This is a genomic window from Pelagibius sp. 7325, assembly GCF_037652055.1.
GTDB lineage: Bacteria > Pseudomonadota > Alphaproteobacteria > Kiloniellales > Kiloniellaceae > Pelagibius.
The window spans coordinates 41,847-57,673 of sequence record NZ_JBBKAH010000007.1 but is presented as its reverse complement, the minus strand read 5'-3'; the positions used below and the strand labels follow the sequence as shown (position 1 = coordinate 57,673).

Sequence of the window (15,827 nt, the reverse complement as noted above, 5' to 3'; positions counted from 1 at the left end):
TCAAAGACGCCGGCGGTGCCAGAAAGGCCCCGCCGGCGTTTTCTTTAGGGCCAGCTTTTCTCTTGGGCCGGCGCTTTCTTGTGGAGCGTCAGGTGGCGGCGACGCGGGCGCGGAACTTCAGCCGGTCGGCGCCCAGCGTCTCAACCTCGAGGTCGCTGCCGAGCCGCCTGGCCATCAGCTTGGTGAAATAGCCGTGCACGCCGCGCGGCGTCAGCTCGCCGACGTCGACCGGGTCCTGCAGGCCGGCCAGGGCCTCCGGACGCAGGTGGGCGTCCTGGCCGCTGATGGTGACCGTTGCCTCTGCGCCGCCCGGCGCCGCAGCGATCTCCACCACCAGGTCGCCACCGCGCGGCAAGGCCTCGTGACCCAGCGCGATCATGTTCATCACCAGTTTCGGCAGGCCGTCCGGCGCCCCCTCCGGCGCCTGCACGGCGGCCCATTGCAGCTTGGTGCGCGAGGTTTCCAGCAAGGCGGCGCTGAGGTCGCGGATCTGCGAGTAATCGGCCCCGACACGCGCCCCGGCCATACCGTAGGCGAGACGGAAGAACTGCAGAATGTTGGAGGCCTGGCGTGCGGAGTTCGCGGTCAGCTTCATCGCGTCCTCGGCCATGCCGAACTCGTCGTCGGCAAGCAGTTCCAGGCCGTTGCCCACCGCGCCGATCGGTCCCACCAGGTCATGGCAAAGCCGCGACGTCAGCAGTTCGGCCACGCGCACGTCGATCTTCAAATCCATCTCTCGGTATCCCCCCGCTCTCGATCGTCGGTCTCCCGCAGACACGCCCCAAGGTCGCACGAAACCGCAATGAATTTCCATAGCTTGCGCTTTCTTATACACCAAGCGCTGCGCTAGACTAGCCCCCGGACGACCCCCCAACGACAGGTCCCGAACTGATGGATTGGGGCGCCACGGCACTAGGCGATGACGGTGAGCAGCACTCTGCATCTGGCACCCGGCATGCGGGTGCGCCATCCCGACCAGCCCGACTGGGGCGTGGGCCAGATCCAGTCGGTCATCGCCGACCGGGTGACCGTGAACTTCGAACATGCCGGCAAGCTGCTGATCATTGCCAGCGCGGTCGACCTCGAGGTTGTCGCCGATGATGCCTAGGATATCGCCGCGCCGCTGCCTGGCCTTCGAGCGGCTGTTGCGGCCGCTTGCCATCCTCCTCGCCCTCCATCTGGTCCCCGTGCCCGGCTCCGTGCAGGCGCAGACCGCGGTGGAACCGCCAGTGGCCGACCAGGCATTGCACCAGGCGGCGCGCAACGACGACAGCGAGCTGGCCGGCTTCGCCATCGAGCGCGGCGCCAACCTGGAAGCCCGCGACCAGCTGGGCAACACGCCGCTGCAGGTGACCGCGATGTTCGGCAGCCCGGCGGTTGCCGAGCTGCTGCTGGCGCGCGGTGCCGATCCCGCTGCCGCCACCCCGGACGATGCCTGGACCGCCCTGCACTACGCCGCCTACGAAGGGCACGACCGCGTCGCCAAGGTGCTGGTGGCGGCCGGTGCGCCGGTCGATGCCCGCGAGAAGGACCACGGCAACACACCGCTGCACATCGCCGCGCGACGCCTGAAGCGGCCGGTGGTGGCGGTGTTGCTGGCCGGCGGAGCGACGGTCGATGCACGCGACCGCAGCGACGGCAACACGGCGCTGATCAATGCCGCCTTCGACCCCCTCGGCACCGCCATCGTGGCCGAGCTGCTGGCCGCCGGCGCCGATCCCAACACCGCAGCCGACGACGGCACCACCGCCGTCATCGCAGCGGCGCGCGCCGGCTCGCAAGGCTCGCTACAGCTGCTGCTGGGCGCCGGCGCCGACGTCAAGGCACGGCAGCGCGACGGCAGCTCGGCGCTGCACATGGCGGCGGGTGCCGGCCACACCGACCTGGTGAAGGAACTGCTGAGGGCGGGCATCCCGGCCGACCTGCAAACCGCGGACGGCGACACCGCCCTCGGCCGGGCGATCGTGGCGGCGCAGATCGACACCGTCATCGCCCTGCTCGACGCCGGGGCCGATCCCACGCTGCCCGGGGGCGCCGGCCGTCCACCGGTGGTGCTGGCGGCGGCCGCCGGTCAGCCCGGCGCTCTCGTCGTCCTGCTTTCGCGCGGCGCCGATGCCAATGCCCGCGAGGCAGAGACGGGCAACACCGCGCTCATGCTGGCCGCCAACCGGGCCAGACTGGAGGAGGTGAAGCTGCTGCTGCAGGCCGGTGCCGACCCCAATCTGCAGGCTAAGGACGGCTGGACGGCCCTGGCCGCCGCCGAGATGATCGGCGACAGCGAGATCGCCGCCCTGCTGCGCGCCGCCGGCGCCAAGAAGTAGCCGCGGCTTACAGCCGCACGTTGGAGGTCGAGAAGACTTCCGCGGTCGGCATCGAGAACTGCGTCAGCACCACCGCGCCGAGCACGGCGATGAGGATGGCGACGACGGCTCCCATTACGATCGATTTCATAGCTTCGTTATCCTCAACAAAAACTTCCAACAGGTTCGCTTGCTACTGCGCCGCCCCATGGGCGGCGGTGATGCTCTTCAGGTAGGCAATCAGGTCTTCGCGGTCCTTCGCCGAGGGCATGCGCTGCAGCGGCATCTTGCTGCCGGGCGTGAACGCGTCGGGACCCAAGTCAAAGAGCTTGTCGATGGTCTCCTCGGTCCATACCAGCTCGCTGTGGCGCAAGGCCTCGGAATAGTTGTAGCCGTCGATGGTGCCGGCACGGCGGCCGAACACACCGTAGAGCGTCGGCCCTGCCCGGTTGCCCCCGTCGGCGGTGACCGTATGGCAGGCGACGCACTTGCGGAACAGCTTCGCGCCGCGGCTGTCGTTATCCGCCGCCGCCTCGGCGATCCGGGCGGCCTCGCTGTCAGCGCCGGTGACGCCGATTTCACGGCGCGTCGCCAGGTCCCACACGCGCGTCACCGAATCGGACCCGGCCGAGAGCAGCCGCTTGCCGTCGGGCGTGAAAGCCAGCGACCAGACCGGCTGGCCATGGCCGTAGAGCGACGCGACCACGCGGCGCTCGTCGATCTTCCACAGGTTCACGGTGCCGTCGACGCCGCCGGACGCGGCCCACTGGCCATCCGGCGACACGGCAACGGCGAAAACCGGGCCCTTGTGGCCGCGCAGCTCGGCGAGTTCGCTGCCGGTCGCGAGATCCCACAGCCGCACCGTCTCGTCGACCGAGGCAGAGAGCGCCTGGCGGTCGCCGGGCAGGAAGGCCAGCGCGTTGACGCCGAAGTCGTGGCCGTCCATGACGGCGACCAGGCGCGGACGGCTGCCATCGGACGGCAGTTCGAAGGTGCGGATGGTCGAATCATAGCTGCCAGTCAGGAGGTGGCGGCCATCGTGGGAGAAGGCGACGGCGTTCACGTTGCTCTGATGCTCGTCGAGCACATAGAGCTGCTGCCTGGCCTGGAGATCCCACAGACGCACCGTGGCGTCCCAGCCGGCCGAGGCCGCCAGCCGTCCATCCGGCGCCACGGCGACGCCGGCGACCTTGGCGCCATGCCCCGTGAAGACATGCAGCAGCCCGCCGCCGCCTTCGAGGTCCCACAGCCGGAGGGTGCCGTCGTCGCTGGCGGAGAGCGCGCGGCGTCCGCCGTCCAGCAGGGCGACGGCGTTCACCGCGCCCTCGTGGTCGTCCAGCACCTCGACCGCCTCCTGCTTGCCGAGGTCCCACAGGATGAGGCTGTAGTCGAAGCTGGCGGAGATCGCCTGCTCGCCGTCCGGCGTAACCGCAATGCCTTTGACGAAGCCGCCGTGACCCCGCAGTTCGGCCCGCGCCGGCGGGGCCGCCGCAGCCAAGAGCATGGCCAGTAACAGCGGCAGCGCGCGGGCGAAAACCGGCGGCATCAGGCGTCTAGTCGAGCTGAAGCGGTTCGCGGACAACAGATTGACCCATCTTATCCACCAGGGGCGCAACGAGCGCGCGGGCGACCCGTTCGGTCTCCGGCCCGCTGAGATCATAGTAGGCATCGCCCTGCCAGACCACCTCGCCGCTCGCCTTGTCGCGCAGCACGGCATTGATGTGAAACACGCTGCTGCCCAGTTCGCCGGGCTGCTGGCGTCCGCCGAGGACGCTGTCCTGGCTGGACGACCAGACATTCACATTGACCTCGGCACCGCCCTCATCGACGCGCGCAGAGCCCAGGCTCGGCCTGCCGGGCGCCTGCTCCGCCGGAACCACCTCCGACTCGAAGAGAAAGAGGAAGCTGGCGGTCCGCTCCGGCGTGACGCGGGCGCCGAGCTTGTCGGCGAGCCGGCCTTCGAAATCGCCCTGCAGCTTCAGATTCAGTTCGCTGTCGTCATAGGGAGCCACGTAGACGGCGAGATCCTGCGGCGGCGGGCTGAAAGTGCGGGTGGTGAGCATGCCCGGCGCGCGCGGCGTGGCGGCTTCCGCCCCGCCCGCGGCGGCGGGCGCCTGCTGAGCATGGCCGCCGGCCGGTACTACCGCCAGCAGCACGAGACAGGTCGCCGCGGCTGCCACGCTACGGCGCACCGCCCCTTCCCGGGATCTGGCCACGGGGTGGGCGCCCCGGCTCAGGGCCGCTCGCCGCCTGGCGCCGCCGGCGGCAGGGTATAGCCCTCGGTATGGTGACGGAACGAGGGCACCAGGTCGCCGCTTTCCTGGTCGACCGCCAGACGGTGGACCTGGAAGGCACTGTTGCTGTTACCCCCGGGAACCATGACCGTGAGCAGCCAGACCTTGCGGCCGTCGATCTCGCCCGGAGCCACCTTCAGCACCTGGACGTCATAGCGCTCGGCGATCTGCTTGCCGGCCGCCTCGGCACCGACCGCCGCCCGGGCGGGCTGCGGTGCCGCGGAGAAGGCGGCCGCCGCGAGCAGCACGCCCGCGACGGTCAGACATGAAAGACGCCGGCAGTGGGCGGGAGAGCGCGAGCGCATCGCCTACTCCGCCGCCTGCGTACGCCCGCCACCGCGCACCTCGGCAACCCACTCGGCATGGTGTTCCTTCGCCCAGTTCAGGTCGACCTGGCCGCTGCCCATCGCCTCGAAGGCACCTTCCATGCCCAGCGAGCCGATGTAGATGTGGCCGATGACGATGGCGATGAGGACCAGCGCCACGACGCCGTGCCACACCTGGGAAAGCTGCATCTCCTGAATCGGCGCGAGGTTGGTCGGCAGATCCAAGCCGAAGATGTTCAGGAAAGCGAAGGTCTTGCCGAACAGCGCGAACTCGAAGGGAAACATCAGTGCAAGGCCGGAAAGACTGATCGAGACGCCGCCCAGCACGACCGACCAGAAGATCAGCTTCTGGCCGGCATTGAACTTGCCCGCCGGCGGGTGGACGCCTTTCTTGAACAGGCCGCCGCCGACCGCCAGCCATTTCACGTCTTTCTTGTTTGGAATGTTATGGCGCACCCAGAGGAAGAAGATCATCACCACGCCGAGCATGAAGGCGAAGGACAGGAAGTTGTGGGCGTATTTGCCCCAGAGCGTAATCGCCGCGAAGATGTCGGGCCCGAGGATCGGCAGCAGCACATGGCGGCCGTAGAGGATGTTGAGGCCGGTCAGCGCCAGGACCACGAAGGATGTCGCCGTGATCCAGTGCGCCGTACGCTCCAGCATGTTGAAGCGCTCGATCGTGGTGCCGGCTGGCCCCGCGTCGATGCGGATGCGTCCGCGCAGCGCAAAGAACAGCGCGATGACGATGATGATGCCCAGCATCAGCCAGGCGCCGTAGACCGTGACCGGCCCGTTGCGCACCGCGCGCCAGTTGTCGCCTTCCGACTGGATGAGACGGCCGGCCTGAGCGTCCGGAATGGAGACCGATCCGGTCTCACCCTGGCGGATCGCCCGCCAGAGATCGGCATCCGCCTGGTTGCCGAGCGCATTACCGGGCACGTTGCCGCCGGTCGGGCTTTCGGTTGCCGTACCGGGCGCGGTGCCCTGTGCGAGCGCCGGGGAAACCACGGCGGCTCCCGCCGACAGCACAACGGCAGCGAAGAAAAGGGAATAGGCGGCGCGCCGCAGGCGCAACAGGGAGGCAGTCATGGTTTGTCCTCTCGCCGGATCTGGTCTTGTTGACGTCACACGGGAAGCCTTGGTCGCGGCCATCGGGATCACCCCCCTTGAAGCATGGTCCGCGACCGCAGCTCTTCGCGCTGCGCGTCGGTAAGGCCGTTGTCTGACTGGCCCTGATAGGTGCCTTTCTCGTAGTACAAAATGCGGCCCTGTTCGGACTCGTCACAGGCCGCCAAGCCCAGGACGAACCCGGTCGCGGCGAGAAGCGGTATCAGCTTTTGTAAAGCCATCGGTTTCTTCGACCTCCAATCGAGGCGTAACACCAAAGCAACAAGACTCGCGCCTTGTGCGGGGAAGCCGGGGTGCCATGGGAAAGGTGGGGACGGCGATAGACGCCGCCCCCACCCAGAGGCAATCCCGTTACCTGGACCAGGCTGGAACCCAGCCCGGGCTCAAGAGCCCGACTTCTGGTCGTAGGCCGTTCCCCAGCCCCAGGCACCCGATCCAAAACCGCGGGCAACGACACGCTCGCGATAGATGTCGGACACCATATCGCCGTCGCCGGCGAGCAGGGCCTTGGTGGAGCACATCTCCGCACAGAGCGGCAGCTTGCCCTCGGCCAGACGGTTGCGCCCGTACTTCTGGAACTCGGCTGCGGAGTTGTCCGCCTCCGGGCCGCCAGAGCAGAAGGTGCACTTGTCCATCTTGCCGCGGCTGCCGAAGTTGCCCGCCTGTGGGTACTGCGGCGCGCCGAACGGACAGGCGTAGAAGCAGTAACCGCAACCGATGCAGAGATCCTTGGAGTGCAGCACCACACCGTCGTCGGTCTGGTAGAAGCAGTCCACGGGGCAGACAGCCATGCACGGTGCGTCTGAGCAGTGCATGCAGGCGACGGAGATCGACCGCTCGCCGGGCTTGCCGTCATTGATGGTGACGACACGCCGGCGGTTCACGCCCCACGGCACCTCGTGCTCGTTCTTACAGGCCGTGACACAGGCGTTGCATTCGATGCAACGCTCGGCATCACAGAGGAATTTCATACGTGCCATAATTCAATCCCTCCCTTACGCCGGTTCGATCCGGCAGAGCGTGCACTTGGTTTCCTGCATGCCGGTCACCACGTCGTAGCCATAGGTCTGCGCCGTATTGGTCGCCTCGCCCAGGACGTAGGGATCGGCTCCCGCCGGGTACTTGTGACGCTGGTCCTCGCCCTGCCAGTGGCCACCGAAGTGGAACGGCATGAAGGCAACGCCGCTGGCCACACGTTCGGTGACCAGCGCCTTCACCTTGACCTTGGCGCCTTCCGGACCATGCACCCAGACCATCCCGCCGTCGCGCACGCCCGAATTGTTGGCGTCGACCGGATTGATCTCCACGAACATGTCCTGCTGAAGCTCGGCGAGCCAGGGGTTGGAACGGGTCTCGTCGCCACCGCCCTCGTACTCGACCAGACGGCCGGAGGTGAGGATGGTGGGATAGTCGCCCGAGAAGTCCTTGTCCTGGATCGACTTGTAGAGCACCGGCAGGCGGTGGTTCCGGCGATCGTCGTAGGTCGGGTAGTCGGCCACGAGGTCGCGGCGTGGCGTGTAGAGCGGCTCGCGGTGCAGCGGCACCGGATCCGGGAAGTTCCACACCACACAACGTGCCTTGGCATTGCCGAAGGGCGCGCAGCCGTGCTCGATAGCGACCCGCTGGATGCCGCCGGACAGGTCGGTTTTCCAGTTGGTCTTCTCGCCGGCCACCGCGTCGATCGCCTTACGCTCGTCGTCGGTCAGGTCCTTGTCCCAGCCAAGCTTCTGCAGCATGGCCATGGTGAACTCGGGATAACCGTCCTCGATCTCCGAGCCGACGTTGTAGGAGCCTTCGGCCAGCAGGTTGTCGCCGTCGCGTTCCACACCAAAACGGGCGCGGAAACAGAGACCGCCCTCGGCCACCGGCTTGGAGGTGTCGTAGAGGATCGGCGTGCCGGGATGGTTCATCTCCGGCGTACCCCAGCACGGCCACGGCAGACCGTAGTAGTCCCCGTCGGCGGGCCCGCCACGGGCCAGCAGGGTGGTCTTGTCGAAGGTATGCTGGTTCTCCATGTGGGTCCGCATGCGCTCCGGCGACTGGCCGGTGTAGCCGATGGTCCACATGCCGCGATTGAACTCGCGGGTGATGTCCTCGACCAGCGGCTCGTCGTTCTCGACCTTGATGTTCTTGAACATCTGGTCGGCGAAGCCGAACTTCTTGGCGAAGAGATAGATGATCTCGTGGTCTGGCTTGGCTTCGAAGAGCGGCTCGAAGATCTTCTCACGCCACTGCAGCGAGCGGTTGGACGCGGTGACCGAGCCATAGGTCTCGAACTGCGTCGCCGCCGGCAGCAGGTAGGTGCCGTTCTGGCGATCCTGCATGACCGCGGTCATGGTCGGATAGGGATCGACGACGACCAGCAGGTCGAGCTTTTCCATCGCCTTCTTCATGTCGGGCAGGCGCGTCTGCGAGTTCGGCGCGTGACCCCAGAAGACCATGGCCCTCAGATTGTCGGGCTGGTCGATGTTCTCCTTGGCTTCGAGTGCCAGATCGAACCAGCGCGAGACCGGCGTGCCGGCCATTTCCATCAGGTCCTTGCTGGCGAAGCGGCTCTTCAGCCACTCGTAGTCGACGTCCCAAACGCGGGCCCAGTGCTGCCAGGACCCGGCCGCGAGGCCGTAGTAGCCGGGCAGCGTGTCGTTCAGCACGCCCAGATCGGTGGCGCCCTGCACGTTATCGTGGCCGCGGTAGATGTTCGCACCGCCGCCGGCGACGCCGATCGTGCCGAGGGCAAGACCGAGGACGCAGTAGGCGCGCGTGTTGTTGTTGCCGTTGGTGTGCTGGGTACCGCCCATGCACCAGATGATGGTGAAGGGCCGGTTGTTGGCCAGCGTCCGCGCGACGCGCTTCAGCTGCGAGCCCGGCACGCCGGTGACCCGCTCGACCTCTTCAGGCGACCACTTGGCGACCTCGGCCTTGATCTGGTCCATGCCCCAGACGCGCTGGCGGATGAACTCCTTGTCCTCCCAGCCGTTCTCGAAGACATGCCAGAGGATGCCCCAGATCAGCGCGACGTCGGTGCCGGGACGGAACCGCACGTATTCATCGGCATGCGCGGCCGTGCGCGTGAAGCGCGGGTCGCAGACGATGAAGGGCGCGTTGTTCTGTTCCTTGGCCTTCAGCATGTGCTGCATAGAGACCGGGTGCGCTTCCGCGGGATTGCCGCCGATCAGGAAAATGGCGCGCGAATTGTGGATGTCGTTGTAGCTGTTGGTCATCGCGCCATAGCCCCAGGTGTTGGCAACACCCGCGACCGTGGTCGAGTGACAGATGCGCGCCTGGTGGTCGCCGTTGTTGGAGCCCCAGAACGCGTAGAACTTGCGGAAGAGATAGGCCTGCTCGTTGGAGTGCTTGGCCGAGCCCAGCCAGTAAACGGAATCGGGGCCGGATTTCTCGTAGATCTCCAGCATCTTATCGCCGATTTCGTCGATCGCCTGCTCCCAGGAGATCTTGGTCCACTTGCCGTCGACCATCTTGGTCGGATGCTTCAGGCGGCGTTCGCCGTGCGCGTGCTCGCGCACCGAGGCGCCCTTGGCGCAGTGAGAGCCGAGGTTGAAGGGGCTGTCCCAGCCGGGCTCCTGCCCGATCCAGACGCCGTTCTGCACCTCTGCCATTACCGTGCAGCCCACCGAGCAGTGGGTACACACGGATTTGACGATCTTCACTTCGCCTGTCGCCGCAGTGGCCGCTTCGGCCTTTTTCACCATCCCGAGCGGGATCGATGCCGCGGCGATGCCGCCGGCGGTCAATCCGGATCGCTTCAGGAAGCTACGGCGGTCAATGGCGCCACCAGCAATGCCGGCTACCGCCTTTGACAAACGGGGGCCATTCGCAACCCCATTCGTCCTTTTGGTAAGCATTGACCTCTCCCTTAGAGTCGGTTGTCAAAGAGGACCTTACCGGTCCTCCGATCGAGAAAACCGAACGGCCCGGTTCAGAACCGGGCGAGCTCGTAGTACTTCCGCACGTGGTCGGTTTCCGTGTAACCGGACCCCTTCGACGTCGGCGAGGCAGCCTCGACAGCACCCGCGTGGGACGCTGTCACGGCAACGGCGGCCGCGGCACCGGCACCAAGGCCGGCCTTCTTGAAGAAGTCGCGGCGACCCGCATTGATCTCTTCCTTCTTACTCATTCGGTCCACCCTCCTTTGCTAACGTGGTGACCTTACCTGTTGCGACACATCGGCCTAGGACCCGTCGCGTACTTCCGTCACGCCCCTCCCCGGCCCGAGAGCCGGTGCAAGCAGCGCTGGCGCTAGGCCGCCATTTCGAAAGCCTGCGCCTCGATCGCCATGAACAGACGGCCGATGGTTCCAACAGGCATGTAGAGAACGGCCGACTGCGCGGCCTGCAGGTCCTCGAAGAACCGCGGCGCCCAACAGCCGATATGGGTATCGAAGAACGCGCGCTGCTCGGCGAGCTCGGCCGGCCGGCCGAAGCTGCCGGTGATCAGTCCCGCCATCATCTCGCAGAGCGCGGCGATATGGTCTTCCGGCTCGCTGACGTCGTCGGCCCGCGCAATGTGGAGCCGGGCCATGTCGCCGCGCAGCCGTGCCAGGGGCTTCTCGTTGAGAAAGCCGGTCAGATAGTAGGAGGCATAGGGCAGCAGCTCGCCCTGGCCGAGGCCAACGAAGAGATCGAAGTATTCCTGCTTTGCGGTTTCGGCCGACGTACCGCGCGCCGCCGCCGCCAGCGCCTTGATGCCTCGGCCCAGTTCGGACTCGTCGCCCTGCAGGCCCCGCATCATCTGCAGCAGCGCCTCGCTCGGCTCGCGCGACAACAGCTGCGCCAGCAGTGCGTACCACCCGGCCCGCAGCTGGTCCTCTTCGGATATCTGGCTTTGCGCCGCCATACTACCCAAGCGCGACACTCTCCTTAACCTCAGCAGGAGATCGTCGATGGCGTGCCTGCAGGCTGTACCGATCGGTACCGCCGAAACCCCGCCTGACCACCTCTGCTATTGTTATATCCCTGATTTCACCAGGGTTTTTCCTTAGAACCGTTCGAATTAGACCCCCTTTGCGTCACAACTGTCAACTTAATCGCATGTTGCGGCGCACAAGCAGGCGGGGTGAACAATGGCGGGAAATTTCGGCAGGAAATGCATAAAAACGCACCACAGTCGGCAAACCGAAAACAACCTGAAGATGCTCTCAGCTGTCGGTATCGCCCCAGCGGCGCCCACGGGCCGAACGGACGGTTCCGCTGCTGGCCGGATGGGCGCTGCCGGGGGTCGGAGTCGGGGCGGGCTTGACCAGGGGGGTGCCCGGCTTGCGTGGCGCCCGGCGCGGCACCGACGGCGAGCTGGCCGGCTGGGCTTCAGAGCTTTCCGCAGCCGCGACGTCGGCACCCTCCTCTTCCGGCCCTTCCGGGGCCGGCAGCGCGGCAGCTTCTTCAGTGCCGACCGCCTCAGCATCCGACCGCTCGGCCTGCTCCGCCGCCGCTTTCAGTTCAGCCTCCAGTTCCTCAGGCAGGACCATGCCGCGACCGACCTGGTAGGAGGTTTTCAGATTGGGCACCACCATCGCCGCGTCGGTGTAGTCGAGGTTGTAGTCGTCCAGCATGCAGATCTCGTTGAACACCGGATCGACCTGCCACAGCTTGCGCAGGGCGCGGCGTTGCAGGACTGCCGGCACGCCCTGCTTCATGAAGACCGAGAAGTCGGCGCCCGCCTCCAGAGTGTCGATGTCGGGCAGTTCGGCGGGAACCGTGCTTTCGGCATCGGCGCCGGGCACCTGCTGTGCGGGAGCCGCATCGGCCTTGGCGGCCTCGCTGCCCGCTTCCGCCTCCTCCGGCAGCGTGCCGGCCTCCGCCGCCCGCTTGCGCTCCGACCAGCGGGAGAGGAAGCCCTTGTCGTCGCCGTCGGCTTGTCCGCCGCTACCTTGTCCGCTGCCGTGCTGTCGCCTGCGCGTGACCATGCCGCCTCAGCTTTCCCCGCCGGCCGCGCCGTTGCGCCTGCCGTTGGCGCGTCCCAGCGGTGGGCGGTCGACAGGCGCCCGACGGCTGAACGGTTCGTCCTTGCCCTTGGTGCCTTTGCGGCGGCGCTTCACGAAAACCTCTTCGACATGATGCGCGGCGACAAAGTCGCTCACCAGCGCCAGCACCTCCGGCGGCATGGTGATCACTTCGACGGTCTCCTCGCCGCTGTCGAGATAGTGCTGCGCCTCGAAGGGATCGGCGGTGACGAGATAGGGGATCAACTCGTGATCGATGGCGCGGTCGTCGTTGTTGCGCAGCACAACGAAAATGCCGGGCGGCTCCTGCGCGAGATTGACGCGGTAGGCTTCGGTCTCCGAGCGGAACAGGTTGAGCGCCAAGGTGCCGGCATGAAACTGGATCCAGCCATCGCCTTCGCGCAGCAGCGTCCAGGGCCCCTGCGGATCCAGCGCCGGCGCGCCCGGTATCACCGCCACAGGCCGCCAGGAATGATCCTTCCAGGGGTGGTCGATCCGCCGCCGCTCGATTACCACGCCAAGCGGCATGGTCTCGTTCTTCTCCATAACCTCTGCAATCCTGCCCGTCCAACCCGGCAATCACCTTGCCGGAAGCCGCCTGCGCCCTGCGAACTACATAGCCCGAAAACGCGAGGGCGCAAGGCCGTCGGCCGCCCCCGCTTCCATGGGCGGCCACACGGCATCGCAGAGGGTAGAGCTTCGGCCGCCCCTTGACCAGCGCCCCCTGAGACGGGGGCGCCGATCATGGCGTCCGGTCTGCCGGGGAAGTTACTCCCAGGCCGTCTTCACCGGAGCGTCGAGCAGCGCCTCGGCACCGGCCATCTTCGCCGAGTAGGAGCGCGCCAGCCGCACGTAATAGGCGACCTCCTCGCTCTTGGCCTCGCAGCCGTCCATCGCGTTGAAGACGGCGAACTGCAGCAGGCTGCCGAGTTCCTCGCCCTCGATGTGACGGCGACCGGCCTCCTGGAGCGGGCCGCAGGCTTCGTTAAGCTGCTCCTCGACGGTATAGAGCGCGTCAAGCAGCGGCAGGTCATGCGTCTCGGCCTCGACGATGGTCTGCGCCAACGCCGCCGAAACCTGGTTCTGATAGGTGAACGCCGTCGCCGCGCGCTGCTCGATGTCGTCATCGATCAGCATCGGCAGCACCAGCGAGTGAGCCGCACTCACCGAGGTGCCGATCGTCGCCATCGCAACCAGCGCCGCGAAGGCGCGCTTCTTCAGCCGGCCTTTCTGGCTGAATCGCTTCTTCTTCTTGTTGTTCAACATGCCCATATCTTTGTCCTCGCCTGAAGTATTTACATCGCATATCCGGAGGACCTGTTCTGCCGTTCGCGCGGCGGCCCTTTCCGGTTCGTACTCTCGCAAGGAACAGTTTGAAAGATTCAGGCTTTCGCAAATCTTACCGCGCCTCGGAGGCTCCGGGTTTGTCACAGATAGCGGGAACTTGAGGCAAATCGACGGCGGAAAAAGTGCCGAAAGCAGCGCTTCCGGCGTGGCGGGGAATGTTCAATTTTAGAAGAAGTCGCGGTAACACCGCCGACTAGCTGGACGCCCGCAGCTTCAGCTTCAGCCCAACCACCGCGTAGATGTCGAGGCCGGTGATGTTGGAGATCTCGCGGAACGACAGCGAGGTCTCGCGCAGCAGCGTGGCGGCATGTCGGTCCGGATTCATGCGCCGCTGGCGCGTCGACTTGCGCTGGGTGACGCTTGCCGTGACCGCCTTGCGCAGTTCCTCGGCATCCAGTCCGCGCTGCTGCGCGGCGCGCAACGCCTCTTCGCGGCGCACCTTGTCGCTCAGGATGTAGTTGTCCATCAGGTGCATGGCGCGAGCGAAGCGATCGAGCGACTGCGGCCGGAAGCCGAGGTCGTCGGACATGAAGTCGTCGCTGCGTGGCCCGTAGTCCGGGTACTCGTCGCGTGCGCGGCCGCGCGGACGATCCTCCTTGACGCCGCCGCCGGCCGCCGCCTCGTCGAGCGTCATACCGTATCGCCCGGCCAGCCGTGTGGCAGCCGCCAGCGCATTGGCGCGCTCGCCCTCGAAGGGGCTTTCCGCCGCCAGCTGCAGCAGATTGTGAAAACGCTGGCGCTCGGCCTCTGTGAACCCGGTTGAGATTCCCGGTCTCCTAAATCGCGTGACGGGCCACTGGAAGCGGCCGGGTGTTACCTGCCACTCGCAGCGGCGAACGGCAAATCGAAAATGGCAAGTATATCACCAGGCGTTAGCAAAGCCCAAAAGGCCTGCCATGATTCCTTCGTGACATCCCAATGAAATCCGGCCCAATGAAATCCGGCCCAATGAAATCCGGCCCAATGAAATCCGGCCCAATGAAATTCGGCCCAATAAAAGTCGGCCGTGAAGGCTCGATCGCGACGCCCCGCGGAGGTCCGGATCAGTCGCGCTTGTTGACGTCGCGGATGCGCGCGCCCAGGCGGCGGGCAAAGCCGGCGGGATCGCGCAGCGGATCGCTCTCACGGGCAAGGTCGCGCAGCTCATCGCCGGCCGCTTGCAGGCGCGGCTTCACCGCCGTCTCGTAGGAATCGGCGGCGCGCGCCTGGACTTCCGGGTTGGCGGCGATGCGCCGGGCGGCACCGATCAACAGTCTACGCAACAGGGGCACCGCGCTCCTCCTCTTTTACCCGCCCTTCTCCGGCTCTTCTGCCGGCCGCGCCTCGCCATCCAAGATGACGTTTCAGCCCGCCGGTTCAAGGGTCTTTTCGAAACGGCGTACCGCGCGGCTGACGGTGCTGTAGTGTACCGCAAAATGCCGGGCAATGCTGACCTGGCTATAGGCGCCGCTCAAGTAGGCCCGGGCCATCGCCTCGTCGCGGCTGGCCGCTTCGGCAGCGAAGGTTTCGAGCGGTGGCGGCGGCGCCTGCCACTGGGCTTTCGGGATCTCGGCCAGGTTGCCGCGCCCGGCGGCCTCCGCCTTGGCCCGCTCGCGCATCGCCGTGACGAACGCCTCCGACCCGAGAAAGACCTGGTGGCGCAGGTGGTCCCATACCGCCTCGCGATCCGTCGCGGATACGTCGTCGGCATAGCGGGCCGGGTCGCCGCCGTGCAGCGCCAGCAGGGCGTCGACCGCGAGCCAGTCCGGCGCCGGGCGGCCCGGCGGCAGCCGGCCGGCCACCGACCGGTGGCTGCTCCAGCGCCAGGCCAGCGGGTCGTCCGCCAGGCCGCGGGCCAGCGGCTGGCGAACCGTGTCACGGCAGACCGCCGCCATGAAATCCGGGCTTTCCACCATCACCGCCCGGTAGCGCCCCTGGAATACGTGACCGCCGACGCCGTGGCGGCGATTGAAATCCTGGGTATAGCGGCCGTTCAGCTGGCGCATGCCGCGCGCCAGGGTCGCCTGCCGGGTCTCGACCACCAGGTGATAGCGGTCCGGCAGCAGGCAATAGGCCCAGCAGGCCCAGTCGAAGCGGCGGCACACCTCGCCGAGAAACTCGAGAAACCGGGCCGAGTCCTCAGGCAGCCGGAACGCCAGCTGCCCGCCGTTCCCGAAGGAGGTCACGTGATAGGCCGCACCGGGCAGTTCGAGGCGAAGGGGACGTGCCATGGCGGAACCTTAACGGCAGTTGCCGCAAATTCCAAGACCTGACCCTTTTTTGAGCAAAAAGAGGCCGCGGCCAGGAACCAGCCGCCCGCCGGCGCCGGAGGACGGCGGCGCAGTTCAAGAGGAGCCGTGAAGAACGGGATTGGCCAAGAACGGGATCTGCCAAGAACGGGATCCGCGCAAGGGCGGCGGGGCACCGGATCGAGTCCGATGCCCCGCCAATCCAGGGACTGGGTGATCCCTGGTGTTCCGGAGCGCTGGGAGATGGG

At 66.8% G+C, this 15,827-nt stretch carries 19 protein-coding genes and 1 pseudogene; 2 read left to right on the top strand and 18 right to left on the bottom strand.

The window, feature by feature from the left end:
- Positions 1 to 88: 88 nt before the first annotated feature.
- A complete protein-coding gene (locus WDC82_RS17085) occupies positions 89 to 733 on the bottom strand; it encodes a histidine phosphotransferase family protein (RefSeq protein ID WP_340118574.1) in 645 nt (214 codons plus the stop codon).
- Positions 734 to 919: 186 nt separating this feature from the next.
- Between WDC82_RS17085 and WDC82_RS17080 the strand changes: the two genes are divergently transcribed.
- Both WDC82_RS17080 and WDC82_RS17075 read left to right on the top strand, forming a co-directional pair.
- Positions 920 to 1,108 carry a DUF3553 domain-containing protein gene (locus tag WDC82_RS17080; RefSeq protein ID WP_340118573.1) on the top strand — a complete coding sequence of 63 codons (189 nt, stop codon included), beginning with the start codon at positions 920 to 922 and terminating at the stop codon, positions 1,106 to 1,108.
- The gene (locus WDC82_RS17075; RefSeq protein WP_340118572.1) at positions 1,098 to 2,321 is read left to right on the top strand and encodes an ankyrin repeat domain-containing protein; all 1,224 of its coding nucleotides are present in this window, start codon (positions 1,098 to 1,100) and stop codon (positions 2,319 to 2,321) included. The genes WDC82_RS17080 and WDC82_RS17075 overlap by 11 nt, the downstream gene beginning before the upstream one ends.
- A 7-nt stretch (positions 2,322 to 2,328) precedes the next feature.
- On the opposite strand, the gene WDC82_RS17070 is transcribed toward WDC82_RS17075, so the two are convergent.
- From WDC82_RS17070 to WDC82_RS16995, 17 genes and pseudogenes are all read right to left on the bottom strand, one after another.
- The gene (locus tag WDC82_RS17070) at positions 2,329 to 2,451 is read right to left on the bottom strand and encodes a hypothetical protein (RefSeq protein WP_340118571.1); all 123 of its coding nucleotides are present in this window, start codon (positions 2,449 to 2,451) and stop codon (positions 2,329 to 2,331) included.
- A 42-nt stretch (positions 2,452 to 2,493) separates the two neighbouring features.
- The gene (locus WDC82_RS17065; RefSeq protein WP_340118570.1) at positions 2,494 to 3,846 is read right to left on the bottom strand and encodes a c-type cytochrome; all 1,353 of its coding nucleotides are present in this window, start codon (positions 3,844 to 3,846) and stop codon (positions 2,494 to 2,496) included.
- A gap of 7 nt (positions 3,847 to 3,853) precedes the next feature.
- Positions 3,854 to 4,492, bottom strand: a complete 639-nt coding sequence (locus WDC82_RS17060) for a hypothetical protein (RefSeq protein WP_340118569.1) — start codon at positions 4,490 to 4,492, stop codon at positions 3,854 to 3,856.
- 41 nt (positions 4,493 to 4,533) lie between these two features.
- Positions 4,534 to 4,899 (bottom strand): hypothetical protein, encoded by a 366-nt coding sequence (locus tag WDC82_RS17055; protein WP_340118568.1) that lies wholly within the window; start codon positions 4,897 to 4,899, stop codon positions 4,534 to 4,536.
- Between the two features lie 3 nt (positions 4,900 to 4,902).
- A complete protein-coding gene (locus WDC82_RS17050) occupies positions 4,903 to 6,009 on the bottom strand; it encodes a formate dehydrogenase subunit gamma (protein ID WP_340118567.1) in 1,107 nt (368 codons plus the stop codon).
- A gap of 68 nt (positions 6,010 to 6,077) precedes the next feature.
- Positions 6,078 to 6,269 (bottom strand): hypothetical protein, encoded by a 192-nt coding sequence (locus WDC82_RS17045; RefSeq protein WP_340118566.1) that lies wholly within the window; start codon positions 6,267 to 6,269, stop codon positions 6,078 to 6,080.
- 162 nt (positions 6,270 to 6,431) lie between these two features.
- On the bottom strand, positions 6,432 to 7,028 hold the full coding sequence (gene fdh3B / locus WDC82_RS17040; RefSeq protein WP_340118565.1) for a formate dehydrogenase FDH3 subunit beta: 597 nt from the start codon (positions 7,026 to 7,028) through the stop codon (positions 6,432 to 6,434).
- Positions 7,029 to 7,043: 15 nt separating this feature from the next.
- On the bottom strand, positions 7,044 to 9,911 hold the full coding sequence (locus WDC82_RS17035; protein WP_340118564.1) for a formate dehydrogenase subunit alpha: 2,868 nt from the start codon (positions 9,909 to 9,911) through the stop codon (positions 7,044 to 7,046).
- A gap of 74 nt (positions 9,912 to 9,985) precedes the next feature.
- The gene (locus WDC82_RS17030) at positions 9,986 to 10,183 is read right to left on the bottom strand and encodes a formate dehydrogenase (protein WP_340118563.1); all 198 of its coding nucleotides are present in this window, start codon (positions 10,181 to 10,183) and stop codon (positions 9,986 to 9,988) included.
- Positions 10,184 to 10,305: 122 nt separating this feature from the next.
- Complete coding sequence (locus WDC82_RS17025) at positions 10,306 to 10,902, bottom strand: molecular chaperone TorD family protein (RefSeq protein WP_340118607.1); 597 nt, start codon at positions 10,900 to 10,902, stop codon at positions 10,306 to 10,308.
- A 301-nt stretch (positions 10,903 to 11,203) separates the two neighbouring features.
- A complete protein-coding gene (locus tag WDC82_RS17020) occupies positions 11,204 to 11,968 on the bottom strand; it encodes a DUF3306 domain-containing protein (RefSeq protein WP_340118562.1) in 765 nt (254 codons plus the stop codon).
- Positions 11,969 to 11,974: 6 nt separating this feature from the next.
- On the bottom strand, positions 11,975 to 12,550 hold the full coding sequence (locus WDC82_RS17015; RefSeq protein ID WP_340118561.1) for a DUF3305 domain-containing protein: 576 nt from the start codon (positions 12,548 to 12,550) through the stop codon (positions 11,975 to 11,977).
- A gap of 222 nt (positions 12,551 to 12,772) precedes the next feature.
- Positions 12,773 to 13,270: a hypothetical protein gene (locus WDC82_RS17010; protein ID WP_340118560.1), complete on the bottom strand. Its 498-nt coding sequence runs from the start codon at positions 13,268 to 13,270 to the stop codon at positions 12,773 to 12,775.
- 274 nt (positions 13,271 to 13,544) lie between these two features.
- On the bottom strand, positions 13,545 to 13,985 hold the full coding sequence (locus WDC82_RS17005) for a hypothetical protein (protein ID WP_340118559.1): 441 nt from the start codon (positions 13,983 to 13,985) through the stop codon (positions 13,545 to 13,547).
- A gap of 9 nt (positions 13,986 to 13,994) precedes the next feature.
- Positions 13,995 to 14,063, bottom strand: a pseudogene (locus WDC82_RS25205) (hypothetical protein); the annotation flags it as partial.
- A gap of 331 nt (positions 14,064 to 14,394) precedes the next feature.
- On the bottom strand, positions 14,395 to 14,613 hold the full coding sequence (locus WDC82_RS17000; protein WP_340118558.1) for a hypothetical protein: 219 nt from the start codon (positions 14,611 to 14,613) through the stop codon (positions 14,395 to 14,397).
- A gap of 81 nt (positions 14,614 to 14,694) precedes the next feature.
- Entirely contained in the window at positions 14,695 to 15,561 is an 867-nt protein-coding gene (locus WDC82_RS16995) for a transposase (protein ID WP_340118557.1), read from the bottom strand.
- Positions 15,562 to 15,827: the final 266 nt, after the last annotated feature.